Origin of the sequence: Nodosilinea sp. LEGE 06152 (assembly GCF_015207525.1) — a bacterium.
GTDB lineage: Bacteria > Cyanobacteriota > Cyanobacteriia > Phormidesmidales > Phormidesmidaceae > Nodosilinea.
This window is the reverse complement of sequence record NZ_JADEWR010000004.1, coordinates 311,102-327,218: the sequence shown is the minus strand read 5'-3', so window position 1 is coordinate 327,218 and position 16,117 is coordinate 311,102. Positions and strand designations below refer to the sequence as shown.

Here is a 16,117-nt window from a genome sequence, read left to right as displayed (position 1 = left end):
GGGTCAAACGGGGGGGACGCAGCTCAGTGGACCAGACTCAGCGAAGGCTCTGGCGCTGGGGCTATGGGAACAACTTCGCCAAACAGGTCGTAGGTATCGGCGGCGGTAATGGTAACGGGCACGATCTGGTTGAGGGGAGCGGCTCCGGTCACGTAGACCAGGCCATCCACCTCAGGGGCAAAGCGGGCCGATCGCCCAATTGTCATGCCTGTGGCCGGGTTCTCCTGCTCGATCAGCACATCGACCACGCGACCAATGTGAGCCCGGTTGTGCTCCCAGGCGATTGGCTGCTGGGCGAGCATCAAGATCTCGCGACGGCGATCGCGCTCGGCCTGCGGCACCTGGTTGGGCAGGTCGTAGGCGGGGGTGCCCTCCTCGGCAGAAAAGCTAAACACGCCCACGTGGTCAAACCGATGCCGCTCGACAAAGGCCAGCAGATGCTCGAAGTGGGCCTCGGTTTCACCGGGAAACCCGACAATAAACGTAGTCCGCAGCACGGCTTCGGGCAGGGCCTCTTTAATACGGTGAATAACGTCGTCGTTGACCTGCCCCTGCCAGGGGCGGTTCATGGCCCGCAGCACTTCGGGGTGAGAGTGCTGCAGCGGCAGGTCGAGGTAGGGCAACACGTTGGGAGTTTCGCGAATGGCGGCAATTACCTCGGGGGTGAGGCCGGTGGGGTAGGCGTAGTGCATGCGTACCCAGGGCACGTTGACTTCGCCCAGGGCGCGCAGCAGCTCGGCCAGGCGGGGCTTGCCGTAGATATCCAGGCCGTAGTTGGTGGTGATTTGGGAGATCAACACCAGCTCTTGCACCCCCTCAGCGGCGAGCTGGTGGGCCTCGGCCACAATTGACTCAATGGTGCGCGATCGCTGGTTGCCGCGCAGGTGCGGAATAATGCAGAAGGCGCAGCGGTAGTCGCAGCCTTCGGCCACCCGTAGGTAGGCCACGCTAGAGGCCGTAGTGCGGTAGCGGGGTACCGTTTCGTCAGCAATGTAGGTGGGTTCTGGCGAAACCAGCTTCACTCGTTCCCCGGCCTCGGCTCGCTCGATCACTTCCACAATGCGGTTATAGTCGCCCGTCCCGACCAGGGCCACGGCTTCGGGAATTTCTTCCAGCAGTTCGTGCTGAAAGTGCTGGGCCAAACAGCCCGTAATTACCACTTTCTTTTGGGCGGCGGCTAGCTCGACTAGCGCGCGCACCGATTCTTCCCGCGCCGCTTCGATAAAGCTACAGGTGTTGACCACTACGTAGTCAGCCAGCTCTTCGTTGGCGTCGACCTGGTAGCCAGCCTGCACCAGCAGACCCAGCATGTGCTCGGTATCGACCCGGTTCTTTTCGCAGCCCAGGTGGTTAAATGCAACCGTTGGCTTTAGCCCCATGGTGTCTCTTGTATCTCTTAATATATGAACACGCCAATCTTGCCAAAAACTTGAGAGGGTTAGCGCGATCGCACCAGAGCGATCGGGCACCGCTCGATCGGCACCAATATCCCTAACACCACAGCTCAGGCATCCATCAATCCTGTGTTGACGAATTGCCCAGCAAATCTTTTGGCCAGCGGCACCAGGGGGCAATACAAATTAACACTCATAAATAATACAACACAAAAGCAAGGGGTGTCCTAAATCGGACCCCAGGGGTTGATATGCTGATAGGGTAGATTGGCGTTTGCCGCGGTGAGTGCTGTGGTGAATCACGATCGCCTACTGTTCTTTAACGTTCTGCGAGTCCAGGCAAAATTCACGTGGACTTAATCGAAGTCTTCAACACCCATAACCCAGTCATTGGGGTTCTACATCTGTTGCCCCTGCCTACCTCACCCCGGTGGCAGGGAGATCTACAGGCCGTTGTCGATCGCGCCGAGCAAGAGGCCACGGCCCTCGCCTCGGGCGGCGTACACGGCATCATTATTGAAAATTTCTTTGATGCCCCCTTCACCAAAGGCCCCGTCGACCCGGCGGTGGTTAGCGCCATGGGCCTGGTGGTGCAGCGCCTGCAAACTCTGATTACGGTACCGCTGGGCATCAATGTACTGCGCAATGACGCCCACAGCGCTCTGGCGATCGCCACCTGCACCGGGGCAGCCTTCATTCGCGTCAACGTGCTGACCGGAGTGATGGCCACCGACCAGGGCTTGATTGAAGGCTGCGCCCACGACCTGCTGCGCTACCGCAAAGAATTGGGCAGCTCGGTGAAAATTTTGGCCGACGTGCTGGTGAAGCACGCCCGCCCGCTGGGGTCGCCAAACCTGACTACAGCGGTGCAGGAAACCATTCACCGGGGGTTAGCTGACGGCATTATTTTGTCGGGCTGGGCGACGGGCAGCCCTCCTAGCCTCGAAGATTTGGAGTTGGCCAAGGCCGCTGCGGGCGATCGCCCCGTTTTTATTGGCAGCGGGGCCGACGTTGACAATATTGGCACCCTAATGAAAGCCGCCGACGGCGTGATTGTCGCCAGCTCTCTCAAGCGCCAGGGCGACATTAACCAGCCCATTGACCCAATTCGGGTGGGGCAGTTTGTGGAGGCTATGCAGGAAGGTCTGCAAGCGCTGGAGGGCACCCTGCCCTACCCGACCATGGTGCCGTCTTAGGGCAACGTTCTAGCGATAGCGTTCTGGTGCTCTCGAGGGGCTGCGCTGTCCACCCCCTGGCCTAGGCATTAAGATAGACACGAGATGGCCACGTTTTGAAAGCGATTGGCTACCCTAGTTTGACGTTTAGAATTTGGGTCAATTGTTGTGGAAGAGAGGCGCATCATGAGACGTCGTCGTCAGGAGAGCCGTTGGATTCATCGCTGGTCGCGCTGGTTGGTGGCGGGGATCGCCTTGATTGGTGCTCTGGGTACAGGCTATCTGACCATCGCTAAGCTGACGGGCGGTGGGGCTTGCCCTACCGAGGGGTGCGATCGCGTGCTCTCTAGCCCCTGGGGCACCGTATTCGGCCAGCCCTTAACGCTATTTGGCTTCCTGGCCTACGGCACCATGCTGGCGATGGCCGTGGCTCCTCTGTTTGTCAACGTCGACAAAAATAAGGCGTTGCGCCAAAAACTCGAAACCTGGACCTGGCCGCTGATGTTTATGCTGGCCTCGGCCATGCTTGTGTTTAGCGGCTACCTGATGACGGTGCTGGCCTTTGAGCTGCAGGCGGTTTGTCCCTACTGCATTGGCTCGGCGCTGTTTGCCCTCTCCATGTTTGTCATTATTTTGCTGGGCAACCGTTGGGATGACCTGGGTCAGATCGCCTTTATCGGCTTAATTGTCGGCATCGTGACGATTGTTGCCACCCTTGCTGTCTATGCCCCCATCAACGCGGCAGGCAGCCCCAACGCCGATGTCGCCGGTCAGGCCGGGCCACCGATTACCACCGCTTCTGGCCCTGCCGAAGTGGCTCTGGCCAACCACCTCAAAGACATTGGCGCGACGATGTACGGTGCCTGGTGGTGCCCCCACTGCCACGACCAAAAGCAGCTGTTTGGGGCCGAAGCTGCCCAGGCCTTTAACTACGTTGAGTGCGCCGAAGACGGCCAAAACCCTCAGCCCGACCTGTGCCGCGCTAAGCCCGAGATTACGGGCTTCCCCACCTGGGAAATCAACGGTGAGTTTTATTCGGGCACCCAGAGCCTGGCGCGATTGGCCGAGCTTTCGGGCTACAGCGGCCCGACCAACTTTCAGCGCTAGGGACGTGGGTTCAAATTTGAATCCAAACATAGAGAGGATGCGTTACCGCTTTACTGGTGACGCACCCTCTCTGCTTTGATTGAACGAACTAATCGCGCTAGTGGTCTGTCAACGTTAAAACTTGGGATTGTGCTATCTCTGGCGTAGCCCCTGTGCGGTGGATTACCTCAGAGATGCACCCCATGTGGATCCCAAAATTGAGTAAGTTTGACAAGCCATTAGGCTGCTTGCCAGATTTCGCGCACTTTGCCTTCCGGTAGCCACTGGGCCACAGCCTCAATGCGCTCTTGGGACAGCTCATCTTTAGTGGCTGAAAATACGGCAGCGACCACAATTTCTGCGTTGACCGTTTTCGGTACTCCGGCTTCGTTGTCCACCCGCGTCAAAAACAGCTTGGAGTCAATACCGATAGGGGCTGGTCCTTTCAGCGGGGGGCGAATGCGGCTTAGCAGTCCCACGATGGGATTTCGGTCTTTCCAAAGATCAGCGACCTCCATCTGGAGAGCCTTTTCGTCGGTTGGTAGGACAGCGTCGTGCAGCTCTGCCTGCACGCGGTCAGCCTCGGCTGTGGTCATCACGTCGCGCATGACGCGAAAGACGGTCTCGGTGATATCGCGCGCGTCGTAGATATCGGGCAGGCTACCTTTGATTTTGACTTTCTCTAAAAACGGGGTGTGCTCGGTAATCAACGGTACCCTCGGCCCCTTGTCCAGGTCTTTGGGCGGGTTTTCCTCCATATCCTGCAGCATGCTTTTCCCTTTCTCGGTCAAAGTCGCCCGCTTAAAGGTAATCAGGTGGGGTAAGGGGCCATCTTCAGCCCCAAAGGTGTTGGCAACCCGGAAGCCGACCTCGTCGGAATCTACCAGGCTGGGCACATCTTCCTGATTGCCGTAGGCATTGCCGGTAAACTCGGCATCAATGTACTGCCGCTGGTTTAGGTAGTCTAGGTGACCCAGCAGGTCAGACTGGGTTAACCCCAGGCCGGTAAAGTCGGTGGCAGAAAAGTTGATGTCTCCCTGCCCACCGTTCTGGTTAAATTCGTCAATCTTTCTGAGAATAATGAATACTGTGTCGTCGCGAATAGCAATTGGCATAAGGCCTCCTTTCAAGTGCAGAAATTGGTTGGTTAGCGTTATGGCCTGACAGACCGATCACCACAGCTACTCTTCGACGTACATGGGGGGTTCAACGGGAAAGTTGTCAATTCTGCCGGATTCATCGATCACAAATCCGTGGGATGTGGGCAGCGTACCTTCTTCTTGGGCCGCGTAGGCTTCAATCTGCTGGCGGTTTTTGTCCACATCCACGTTAGATGGAATTTTTTCGTCGTCGGGGTTGACGTTGGTTGGCTGCGCTGTTTGTACGGCCCACTGGTTACCAGGAGCGCCACGCCCTGGTTCAGCTTCTTGGGGATTACCAACGTGCTGAGGCCGATTATTTTCGTCAGTCATAGGAGTTAATTCGGTGGGTAATAGCGATCGCACTGCTGAGATCTGCCAACCGCTGTGGGCGATCGCTGGCGCTCAGCAACTACGACATTCCTCGCACAAACTAACGCGGTCACCGCAGCGCTCAACACTGTCGTTGGGAGCAGGTCGCACCGATTCGCCTTCCGCCTTTAGCCAGATTTTGGCGCGACGGGCGATCGCCAAATTAACTGTATTTTCAGGTCTAACCTGGTTTCACTTGTTGCCCCCTTACCGGGGCCAGATGTAGCCTAAATCGTCGATCGCCAGCGGCGTATCGGGAAAGTCACGCTGGGTGAACTGACGCACGAGCACAACGCCGCCGAAGTGGTCATCGAGGTAGGGCACACCGTTGCGATCGAGGGCAACGGGGATAATGCGCCCGCTGACAAAGTCGCCCTGGGCATTGAGGTTGGTCTGCAAAATGAGCGACGTACCCAGAGCACCTGCGGTAGAGAGGCTGCGGTAGCCCAAAAAGTTGCCCAGGGAGTAGGCGATCAGTTTGCCGTTGTAAAGCTCGATCGCGCGGGGAACGTGGGGACCGTGGCCCAGCACCAGGTCGGCCCCGTGGTCGATAACGGTGCGGGAGAAGCGCACAACATTACCGCGATTTTCGGAGTAAAACAGTTCGTCCTGGTCGCGAGTGACGGTGGCATCGGTGCCTTCCTTGCCCGCATGAAAGGAAACTACGACAATGTCGGCCTGCTGCTTGGCGGTTTGCACTAGGGCGATCGCGCTCTCCAAGTCTTGCACCTGGTTGTGTTCTGGGTAGTTGCTAAAGCCGATAAAGGCCACCCGTTGCCCCTGGGCGTCTACCACTACAACCTCGTTTTTGCGGCCTACAGCTTTCATCCCTGCTGCCTCGATGTGGGCAATGGTGTCTTCAAAGCCCTGCTCAAAAAAATCCATTGAGTGGTTGTTGGCCACGCTCAGTACGTCGAACCCAGCGGCCCCCAGCACGCTGGCGTACCAGGGCGGGGTGCGAAAGGCAAAGGTGTTGGCGCGGCCCGTATTTTTGGCGCTGTGGGGCACCTCGGTTAGGGTGCTCTCGAAATTGCCAAAGGTAATGTCGGCATCGCCCAGATGGTACTGAATGCTGCCAAACAGGTACTGCCACTCGTCGGGCAGTCGGTAGCGCTGGTAGTCGGTGCCGGGGATGATGTCGCCTACGGCTTTGATGGTGAGGGTAACAGGGGTGCTCAGAGCTGGGGCGGTGAGGGTAGCCGTTCGCTCGGCCAGCCCCAGGGGTTGAATGAGGTGGGCTGAAGCTGCAGCGGCCCGTCGGTTGTAGCGCCACTGGGTAGCCCCGGCCGCTAGCCCAAACCCCAGTACGATCGCAGTTGGTAGCACAATCCACCGCCAGCGGCGCGATCGCCCCTTGGTCTGAGCTGGCCTTAACTTAACAACCGCTGCGGCCTCCACAGTTAACGATTCAGCCCGATTGCTGACCGTCGCTTCGGGCAGAGCAGCCTGCGGAGTCGGGGTTGCCTGCGGCTGGGGCTGGAGGTCAAAGTCGTAGTGCCAGCGGTTGAGCAGGCGCTTTTCGGTGCCGTCGACTACTTTGAGCTGGGTAATGGTGTCTAGACCCAGCGCGCTTGCGGCCGCGTGAATGCGGTGTAGGTAGATTTCCAGCAGCGGCGGCTGGGCCTGGGTGAGAAAAACGTAGAGGGTGCGATCGCGGCGAGAGACCTCTACTCGCACCTGATCATCATCGACTGCTCTGGTGATCAACTCGGCGATGGTCTGCAAAGACGGGCCTTGGGGGGCAGTTTCCGCCGCGATCGCCCCAGGAATCGCCCCTGGCTGCTCGGCCTCAGCCTGGTTCCAGACTGGTTCAGTTAAATCGGTAGTATTCACCAGTAAAAAGGCATCTCGCGCTCCGCTACGCCAAATCATACCGCTAGAGCCGCTTTTTTGGCCCATAGCACCTGTTCTTTAGCCCAAAAAAGACCCCACTGGCAAAACACCAGCAGGGCAAGAGTGGGTTTATGTGGAACGCTATTGAACGCTACGAGGGAACGCTGTAGGCAACGCTAGAAATGCAGGGCTATTGCCCTATCGAGACGACGTGATGTCGCGGTAGAGACCCTTGCGGCGCGTTGCCTTGGTGCTTCGCGATCGCAGCGGTAGGCCAACTCCGGCCAGGCCCAGCAGACCCAGGGCCGATTTAGCCCCAGGCCGCTGCGTCATCGCTTGGGGTTGGGGGGTGGCGGGTTGGTGATTCTGAGTAGACTGACGATACTCTGCCCCCGCGATCGAAAGCAGCCCCGCCACAATGAAGGCGCTGAGGTGATTTAGCGATTTGTCGACCGCAGAACCCTGGTAGTGGGTTGAGAAAGTTCTAACTAAGAACCAAATGAACAACCCAACGCAGATTAACAGAATAACGGTGTTGATGGCTGGGCTGTTGGCAAAGGTATAAATGGCACCACCGGTCGGGCCATCAATGGCTCCTTCAAACTCTTCAAAGGTAGAAAACGGACTTGACATGTCACTTGCTCCTCAAAGTTTTTAGCATCCTGGCAAACTGCCCGTTTAAGCCTTATGAACCGTTGCCTCAGGCACAACAATAGGACCCATCGGCGAATGACCATTTTGCTCAGGCAAAATGGAGTATTCTGGGTAGCCGCCGATACCAAAATCAGCTAGGTCTAGACCAGCAATTTCTTCGGCTTCAGAAACGCGCAGCATACCCAGTTTTTTGAGCACAAAGCTAACGCCATACCCTGGAATAAAGCCCAGCAGGATAGAACAGATCAAGGCACCGATTAGCTGAGCCCCAAAATTAATGGCAGGAACGCCCTCAGGCTGAGGATAACCAGCGGCAACAATGCCCACCATGAGAGCCCCAAATATACCGCAGTAGCCGTGTACCGCAAACGCGCCAACGGCATCGTCAATACCGGCTTTTTCGATCGCACCGCCTACAAAAGGCATGGTGTAGGCCCCGATAAAGGCTAGCAAAATGACGATCGCAGGGCTGTAGAGGTCCATACCCGCCCCCACTGAAATAATCCCGGCTAGACCCCCAGAAATAGTGTAGAAAGGATCGGCCTTTGACCCCATATAGGCCCCTACAAAACCCGCCGACAGGGCCAGGGTCGTACTTACCCCAATGGAGGCCAAAGTCATCGGTGTGCCGTAGATGGTGATCTCGCCGGTTTGGCCAGGCACAAAGATGACGCAGGCGGCTAGGAAGGCATAAAAGCCCACAAAAATCAGCATGAGCCCCACCATGGTGAGGGGCAAATTGTGGGGCATAATGGCGCGAGGATTGCCCTGGGCATCGAACTTACCGATGCGGGGGCCAAGGTTAATCACTACCCCCAACGCGAAGAATCCAGCTACGGCATGAAGCACGGCAGAGCAGCCAAAGTCGTGGTAGCCCATCTGGGTAAAGAACCAGCCGTAGGGGTTCCAGCCCCAGGCGGCGGCTACCACCCACGTAAACGAGCCCAGAACAATGGCCAAAATGCTGTAGGCTCCAATCTTGATGCGCTCGATGACGGCCCCAGAGAGAATAGAGGCGGTGGTCATGGCAAACAGTGCAAAGGCAAACCAGAACACGCCAGTTAGGTTATCGGCAATGTTTGGCCCCAGGGCAGGCGACCAGGGGTAAGAAGCCTGAACCAGCCCTAGAACGTCACCCACAACTCCATCGGCAGCCGGGTCAGTCCAGGGGCCAACGATGCCGCCCTGCAGCGGAAACAGCGGAAAGGCATTGTAGACCCACCAGCCAAAGAAGAAGAAAGTCAGGCCCACCAGCGACAGGGTCATCAGGTTTTTGACCATGGTAGCCAAAACATTTTTGGAGCGGGCCGCGCCACCTTCATACGCTAAAAAGCCCACGTGAATTAATAACATGAACACAGAGGCCCAGTAATAGTAAGACTCTGAGACAAACGTTGCTAAAAACTCTTGCGATTCAGGAGACATAGACACTCCTAGCTGTCAACTAAGTTGTACGAAAAAACTGACGAAAACAGAACGACCAACCTGTGAAATACAAGTGGGCTAAATAGGTCAGAAAAACGGGACGACGCGGTCAATCTGCTGTGCTAGGGGAGAGCACTGCGGTTCGTTTGGGGGACTTGTTGAAGCTGAAACTAAGCCAGAAGTAGATAACTAAGTTGGCTGAGCAAATCTAGCTAACTTGTTATGTCAAGAGTGTGCAATGCAAACTAGGTAAGAGCTGTAGTCAGCGATACTGAACTGTGGTTGGAATCTTGAATTGTGGCCCAAAAATTCTTAATTTTGCGGTGGACCAGGTGCAATTCCAGCGCAGAACTTTTTCCCAAAGGATGCTGCCAAGTCAACACTACAGTGTTGTCTATCTGGATCGGCACGGCTCAGTATAGGGGGAACGGGGAAAGCCGATGGGGTGCTCGGGCTGGAGCCAGTGCCGCGATCGCAGGCAAACTCTTCACTAACTAGAGCGATCGCCCCCAACCAGTCCCGCTGCTTTACGCAGGTTGAGGTTGAGCGCCGCAACCCGCTGATCAAACGGCCCAGGGTAGGCGCTGCGAAAGTTGCGATCGCACAATCGCAGTACCGAGCAGGCCTCCCTCCCCAATTCTGTTGCTAGAACTCCCTGCCAGAGCGGCTTTCAGCTATCGACTCAGGTAATATGACGGATCGCCACGGCTGGGGCCACCAAAGGCCAAAAAGTCGGATATGGGATAATTGCAGATGTACTGAAACTTGAGGGTCAGCTGAATGCTATGGCTCGCTGTGTCTCTTGGAGTAGTGATTGTAGTAATCGGATTTGGAGTCATCTATCAAGCACTTGCTACTAGCCGCGATCGCCGGAGGTTTCTGCCATCTGGCCAATTAATTGAAATCAACAATAGAAGTTGGCATTATCAAATTATGGGTAAGGGTTACCCAACAGTCGTCGTAGATAGTGGAACCGGAGGTAGCCACCTGGATTGGCAACTAGTGCAGCCTGAAGTGGCTAAATTTACGAGAATCTTGACCTATGACAGAGCAGGTCTTGGCTGGAGTGAGGCAAGTTCAGAACCCCGTACAGCCGAGCAAGCCGTTAGTGAGTTGAGGCAACTTTTGAAAGCGGTTAAAATTGAGCCGCCTTATGTCTTAGTAGGAATGTCTTTAGGTGGGTTATTCACTCGCTTGTTTGCCTACGAGCACCCAGAAGAAGTTGCTGGGATGGTTTTAGTGGACGTGACTCATGAGCGAATGTATGAGGATGCACCAGTCGAATGGGTTAAATTAAACAAACGACTTGAAGAACTATTACCCTATGTTTTGCCAATAATGGGACGTACTGGCCTGCTCCGTTTGCTCGTCAATTTTGATTCTTTGCCAATGGCGGCTGGTATATTTCAAAAGCTTCCATCTTCAACGCGATCGCTTGCAAAGGCATTCTATTCTCAAACTCAGTTTGCGAAAACCTTTGCTCAAGAATCGGCTGCGGTATCAGTCAGCATGAATCAAATGGAACAGAAACGGCAAACAAAGTCTTTTCCTGATATTCCTCTCGTTGTTTTGTCGGCTGGAAAGCTAGACTTCGACATAACCCAGGAGGTTCGTGAGAAGCTGCAAGCATTACATGCAGATCTCGCGAATGAGTCGCCCCAGGGTGTTCACATTGTTGCTAAGGAAAGTGGACACATAATCCAACTCGATAAGCCAGAATTTGTCATCGACGCAATTCGTCAAGTTGTTGAAAAAGTGCGTTGCAGTAGTGCCCATAGCAACTCAAGTGCAGCGGACAGTTAAAAGTTGCTGTTACTGAGTTCCGGTTAGTCTGCCGCCGCCGATTTAAAGCGCTAAGCGTTTTTCAGCCGAGCCTAAGGACAGTCCACGATAGGTCTTAGCGAATTGCCGGGAGGTGACTCTCACAGCGACAGAAACAACAAGGTAGTATTGCTAATTGCGATCGCCTCAAAACATCTATAGCGATGGCCATCGCGCTTAGGACATCAGCCTCTTCCAGTGGCAAAAACTGGGACAGCGCCATGGCGTATAGCCACCGCTTTAGGGGATACAAGTCATGTCCTAACCGTTTTGGCGATGGCTATAACACAAGCAGACCTAGAGTGTTCTACAAGTAGAATAGGAGCTTGTCCGTGCAGACGAGACGCCCGCTCTAGAGATTTTTGCGAATCCCATAGAATTGCTATTTGAGACTTAGATATAGCGATGGCCATCGCGCTTCGGACATCGGCCTCTTCCAGTGGCAAAAACTAGTTGCAGCAGCTGTGTTTACTAGCGGCGGGGGGGACGTCGTTGGCCGGATTCTCATCGAAGAAATTCAGCGGCTTGAGCATGAAGCCCACGTAGGCCGTGGGCATTACCGGCCAGTCTTCGGCGCGGGGCACGTGGGTGTGGGCAAAGGTGTACCACACCACCAGGTCGGTGTTGGCGACAGAGCGGTTTGCTTCGGTCCACTTGGGCAACCCCTCACCCCCAGGCGATTGATTGGGGTAGTCGCCCGCCGGAAATTTTTCGTCGGGGGCGTAGGGGGTTACCCACAGGTGCTTGGTCATGTAGGTGGCGCGCTTGATCACGCTGGCGTGGGGACGCGCCAGGGGCAGCGTATTTTCGCCGGGCATCAGCTTGTAGGCGGTGGGGTAGCCCACGGCGTTGGTTTCGTTGGGGTTGACGATCTTCCAGTAGCGGGCCTTGATCGGATCGATCAGTCGCTGGGCCTCTAGCTCGGTGGCGAGCAGGGTCGACTTGGCGTAGAAGGCGTTGCCGTAGGGGTTGAGAGCTCCGTCTTCCTCGGGTTCAATATCCACTTCGTAAACCGAGTTCTGCAGGCCGTCGATGCACATGTCCATGCGCACGTTGAAGATGTGCTGGTGGGCGGGGGCGTAGAGCTGCGGGGCGATCAGGGTGCCGTACTTAGGCACTTCGCCGGGGGGGAAGGCAGCCGTGCTGAGCATGCCGGTGAGTTTGACCTCGTACTGAATGGTGCCATCCTGGTAGAAATACCAGAAAAAGCCGTACTCGTAGTTGCCCACGGTGGCGATGAAGGAGACGACCAGGCGGCGCGATCGCCTCACTTCAGTCTCATCGGTGCGCCAGTCCACATGCTTCCAGAGAATGCCAAAGTCCTCTTCATGGAGGCAAACGGCGTGCTCGATCTGGGCCACCTCGCCGCGCGAGTTGGTCATAAAGGCGTCGAAATAGTGAATTTCGCCCAGGCAATCGCAGCCCAGCTTGAGGGAGTTGGCCAGGGTGCCGACGCCGTACTCGCCCACGTCGAAGGCGTTTTTGCGGTAGTGGTGGGGCTGGGGGTCGCCGTAGGGCACGGTCATCTCCGCCAGGGAGGCGCGGTAGAGAATGGGCCGCTCTTCACCGCCGTCGTTGTAGCTGACGGTGTAGAGCACCAGGCCCTCGCGGGGGGTGAAGCCGATGCGCATTTTCCACTTTTGCCAGCGAATCTCGTGACCCTCGACAGTAAAGCTGGGGCCCTCGGGCTGAATGATTTCGAGCGGCTTGAGGTCGGTGCGGAAATCCTTGATGTATTCCTGGGAGTAGTTTGCCGACTGGGGTGGCAGGGGTACCACGCCGTGGTCTTCGACCCGTACCACCTCCATTTTGTTGAGGTCAACCACCGGAATGACGCCTTCGATGGGGCGGGCGTAGCCGTTGTCGGTGGGGTTGGCCCGCACCCAGCACAGGGCGCGGGAGAGGCGCACGCCTTCCTCATCCTCTAGGCCGTAGTTGCCTGCCGACCACGGGTCAACCATCACCAGGCTGGCATCGGTAATGCCTCGTTTTGCGATCGCCGCCAAAAACTCTGGGCAGGCCTTGACCGCATTCTCGCACTCAATAAATTCATCCAGCATGATCGGCGGCTGCACACCAGGGATGTGCTGCCAGGAGATCACAGTACCCTCGCTCAGCGAAACCACCGCCTCGTAGGTCTGGGCGGTGGCATTGTCGAGAATGATCGCAAAGGCTTCGCGGGCGATCGCATCTCCGGGCTTAAAGCCCATTACCGTCTCTTTCGATGGCTCATTCAGGGTGACGGTAGCAAAGCGGATGCTGGCTCCCAAGGATTTTTCGGCGCGCAGAATGGCGACGGCGGCGGCGATTTCGTCGGGGGTAAGGGGTTCGAGGGGGTGGGCCACGGCGATCGCGGTAGGACGTTCTTGGGCAAGGGTCATAGATCTGCTCTTTGATAGGTAAATGGGTAAGGGATGGAAGAGGCAGGCGGGTTAGGGTGGGTTAGGCCGCAGCTCGGTAGGTAAACTCGTCGCCTTGGCTAGGGCCGCAACGCACCGCCAGGAGACTTGGGCCGACCATTCAAACTCTAAAAGCGCCAGTTCAAAATCGTCAGGCGATCGCTATCGCCACCCCCAGCGGGTCTTCGCAATACTCCGCCAGGTGGGGGCTGCGGTAGCCATCGCTGCGCCAGAGAATGGGGAAAAAGCTCTCATCCATTTCGGTATCGCCCACTCGTTTGTAGCGGCCATAGATGTAGCCCTGGGGGTTGGTGGGATGAAACCGGGCGGCGGCGGGGAGCGTGTGCAGGCCAATGCTGCGGAACATGCCTTCGGTGCGGGTGGTGGGACCGAGGCCGTGCCAGGTGCGCCCGTGGTGGAAGGCGCAGCCCCCGGCGGGCACATCGACCACAACTAGCTCGGGTTCGGGCACGCCAGCATGTTCGGCGGCTTGCAGCATGGCCCAGCGGTAGTCTTTGGTGGGGGCGTGGAACTCGCCCGCTACGCTCGAAATGGGCCACCTGTGGGAGCCTTTGGCGTAGACCAAGGTGCCATCGGCGGCGGTGGCGCGATCGAGGGCGATCCAGCAGGTGATCATTTCGGCGGGTTCTAAAAAGTCGATATAAACGCCATCCTGGTGCATGGCGATCGCCTGGGCACCGGGGGGCTTCATCCACAGGCTGTCTTGGCCAATGCGAGCGCCATCCCACCCCGCCAAGGTGGCGCTGAGGCGACCAATTTCTGACGAAAGCACCAGGCTGGCGATGGTGCGATCGCACTTCCAGCCGTTGCAAATTTCGCGGGTGATGTCGGGCAGGCTCATGCGCGGTCGCCAGTGCCACTCGTCGGGATAAATGCCGGTCTCAAACTCGCCGTGGAAGATGGGGTTTAGTCTGCTGGCAAGGCGCTGGGCGTAGTCCAGCGGCAAAAAATTCTCCAGAATCAAGAAGCCGTCATTCTGGAACTGCTGAATTTGGGGGGGGGAGAGCTGAACGGGTTGGTAGTCCATTGCAGACAGAGTCTCTGGGTGCAGGAAACACGGGAATCAGGGTAAGGCTGGTCTACAGGAATTTATCTTTGGTGGGCAGTGCCTACCCTACGGGGGCGATCCTAAACAAGCGACAAACAGCGACATAGGTTTGGTGGAGCGCTAGCGCAACCCAACAGAGCTAAACCCTGCGTTGGGTTTCACCCACCTACCAAGCTGAATTTGACCCTACTGAGCTGAATTATTCACCTCTTAGTTGACAAATTTGGGGGTGCCCTATGTACTTGTCATAATAAGTTCTCCCTCCAAAGATTATGTGTCCCCCGTTACCCACCACCGAATCTCCGACTAGCCTCACCGTTGAACGGGGCGTTTTGCACATTGCCGCCAGCGACTTCGACGCCCGCCCCATGAGCTTTCTCACCCCTGACGGGCAGCGCACCGGCTACGAGCCCGAGCTGGCTCGGACAATCTGCAAGTCCCTCGGGCTGACGCCGGTGTGGCACAACCTGCCCATGGCTGAGTTCTACACCTGCCTGGCTACGGGCCAGTACGACGCCGTGTGGTTTAACCAGGCGATTACCCCAGAACGCTTGCAGGTGGTCGATTTTACTCAGCCCTACGGCCTGTTTGACGAGGCAGTCTTGGTGAAGAAGGGCAGCGGTATTGCCTCTGTGGATGACCTGGCGAGCAAGCGAGTTGGGGGGCTGGCCGACAGCACCAACATTGCTTTGGTAGAGGGCTTCCCTGGTGCAACGGCGGTGCCCTACCCCGGCAGCGACCAGGTGCTGCCCGAAATGCTTGCAGCCCTGCGAGCGGGGGACATCAACGCGCTGATCGATGATGAGCTAGTGCTGGTGGTCGCCGCCGAAGAGGACGACTCCCTGGAGATAGCCTTTAGCCTGCCGACGCGGGTGCCCTTTGCGATCGCCACTCCCAAAACCAATCCCACCCTCAATGCCACGCTAAATGCAGCGATCGCCGCCACCTTCACCGACGGCACCCTGGCCAAACTCTGGGCCGAATGGATTCCCTGGAAGGCGTTTCCCTTTACCGATCTTTAATTTTTTCAGGATAGAAAAAAGGCTGCGGGAAGGAATTTTCAAGGCACTATAAATCTCTATCTTTTGACTCGCCAGAACTCAAACCGGCGAGCGAAGCTGTGCATTCCTAATTTGCTTAGTCTTTAAACCATTGCTAATTCGTTAAAGGAAGTAACAATGGTAGATAAAGCCGTAGAAGAAAACTTACCAAAAATTGATCCCACAGAAACTGAAGACGCCAGACTAGCGATCGCAGACAAAGATCGCTCCTTTCTGGAATATGTCATGGTGGAAGGGGGGTTTGCTGAACCCTATGACGCAAGAGACTTTACTGAGGTTGTTTTTCGAGTCATGCGCGACTTGATGAGCACCGAATCAGCCGATCGCGTTGCCGACGAACTTCACGAAGAAGCCATGCCCACTAAGGAAAAGGCTCTGCAAATGGAGGTGACCGACTTGTGGAAAGACAGCAACCCCCTGGTTAGATTTCTGAGCCGGGTGCGTCCGCCGTGGCAGGGGCCGGGCATTTTTAAAATTGACTCCGATCGCTTCTTTTTCCGAGTAGCAAATGAGGGTGGTCTGCGCCGCGACCCGACTAATAAAGATGCCGAGCGTAAGCAGGCGGTAAAAGCTGTTTTCTCAGCTACCAAAAGGGAGCTGACCGAAGAACGCATTCAGGAGATCGCTACCTGGTTACCCGAGAACGGCGTTCGAGAACTGTGGAACGAGGCCTAACCCAAAATTTATCC

General features: G+C 56.6%; 14 protein-coding genes. 5 read left to right on the top strand and 9 right to left on the bottom strand.

Annotated features, from left to right (window positions below; translation table 11 throughout):
* Window positions 1–23 precede the first annotated feature (23 nt).
* A complete protein-coding gene (gene rimO / locus IQ265_RS30575; RefSeq protein ID WP_194052486.1) occupies window positions 24–1,379 on the bottom strand; it encodes a 30S ribosomal protein S12 methylthiotransferase RimO in 1,356 nt (451 codons plus the stop codon).
* Between the two features lie 365 nt (window positions 1,380–1,744).
* On the opposite strand from rimO, the gene btpA reads away from it, so the two are divergent.
* Window positions 1,745–2,590: a photosystem I biogenesis protein BtpA gene (gene btpA / locus IQ265_RS30570; protein ID WP_194052484.1), complete on the top strand. Its 846-nt coding sequence runs from the start codon at window positions 1,745–1,747 to the stop codon at window positions 2,588–2,590.
* A gap of 165 nt (window positions 2,591–2,755) precedes the next feature.
* Window positions 2,756–3,676, top strand: a complete 921-nt coding sequence (locus IQ265_RS30565) for a vitamin K epoxide reductase family protein (RefSeq protein ID WP_194052482.1) — start codon at window positions 2,756–2,758, stop codon at window positions 3,674–3,676.
* 218 nt (window positions 3,677–3,894) lie between these two features.
* On the opposite strand, the gene IQ265_RS30560 is transcribed toward IQ265_RS30565, so the two are convergent.
* The 6 genes from IQ265_RS30560 to IQ265_RS30535 form a co-directional block, all read right to left on the bottom strand.
* Window positions 3,895–4,770, bottom strand: a complete 876-nt coding sequence (locus IQ265_RS30560) for a DUF2267 domain-containing protein (RefSeq protein WP_194052480.1) — start codon at window positions 4,768–4,770, stop codon at window positions 3,895–3,897.
* Window positions 4,771–4,836: 66 nt separating this feature from the next.
* Window positions 4,837–5,127: a hypothetical protein gene (locus tag IQ265_RS30555; RefSeq protein ID WP_194052477.1), complete on the bottom strand. Its 291-nt coding sequence runs from the start codon at window positions 5,125–5,127 to the stop codon at window positions 4,837–4,839.
* A 246-nt stretch (window positions 5,128–5,373) separates the two neighbouring features.
* Complete coding sequence (locus tag IQ265_RS30550) at window positions 5,374–7,038, bottom strand: CapA family protein (RefSeq protein ID WP_228037715.1); 1,665 nt, start codon at window positions 7,036–7,038, stop codon at window positions 5,374–5,376.
* A gap of 159 nt (window positions 7,039–7,197) precedes the next feature.
* Window positions 7,198–7,632: a hypothetical protein gene (locus tag IQ265_RS30545; protein WP_194052473.1), complete on the bottom strand. Its 435-nt coding sequence runs from the start codon at window positions 7,630–7,632 to the stop codon at window positions 7,198–7,200.
* Between the two features lie 45 nt (window positions 7,633–7,677).
* The gene (locus IQ265_RS30540) at window positions 7,678–9,078 is read right to left on the bottom strand and encodes an ammonium transporter (protein WP_194052471.1); all 1,401 of its coding nucleotides are present in this window, start codon (window positions 9,076–9,078) and stop codon (window positions 7,678–7,680) included.
* Between the two features lie 490 nt (window positions 9,079–9,568).
* Window positions 9,569–9,715, bottom strand: coding sequence for a hypothetical protein (locus IQ265_RS30535; RefSeq protein WP_194052469.1), 147 nt, complete (start codon window positions 9,713–9,715; stop codon window positions 9,569–9,571).
* Between the two features lie 143 nt (window positions 9,716–9,858).
* Between IQ265_RS30535 and IQ265_RS30530 the strand changes: the two genes are divergently transcribed.
* The gene (locus IQ265_RS30530; protein WP_194052467.1) at window positions 9,859–10,881 is read left to right on the top strand and encodes an alpha/beta hydrolase; all 1,023 of its coding nucleotides are present in this window, start codon (window positions 9,859–9,861) and stop codon (window positions 10,879–10,881) included.
* Window positions 10,882–11,348: 467 nt separating this feature from the next.
* On the opposite strand, the gene IQ265_RS30525 is transcribed toward IQ265_RS30530, so the two are convergent.
* The gene (locus IQ265_RS30525) at window positions 11,349–13,280 is read right to left on the bottom strand and encodes a primary-amine oxidase (protein ID WP_194052465.1); all 1,932 of its coding nucleotides are present in this window, start codon (window positions 13,278–13,280) and stop codon (window positions 11,349–11,351) included.
* 169 nt (window positions 13,281–13,449) lie between these two features.
* On the bottom strand, window positions 13,450–14,346 hold the full coding sequence (locus tag IQ265_RS30520; RefSeq protein WP_194052463.1) for a phytanoyl-CoA dioxygenase family protein: 897 nt from the start codon (window positions 14,344–14,346) through the stop codon (window positions 13,450–13,452).
* Window positions 14,347–14,639: 293 nt separating this feature from the next.
* Between IQ265_RS30520 and IQ265_RS30515 the strand changes: the two genes are divergently transcribed.
* Both IQ265_RS30515 and IQ265_RS30510 read left to right on the top strand, forming a co-directional pair.
* On the top strand, window positions 14,640–15,389 hold the full coding sequence (locus IQ265_RS30515) for an ABC transporter substrate-binding protein (protein WP_194052461.1): 750 nt from the start codon (window positions 14,640–14,642) through the stop codon (window positions 15,387–15,389).
* Window positions 15,390–15,545: 156 nt separating this feature from the next.
* Window positions 15,546–16,103, top strand: coding sequence for a DUF2267 domain-containing protein (locus IQ265_RS30510; RefSeq protein WP_194052459.1), 558 nt, complete (start codon window positions 15,546–15,548; stop codon window positions 16,101–16,103).
* The last annotated feature ends 14 nt before the right edge of the window (window positions 16,104–16,117 follow it).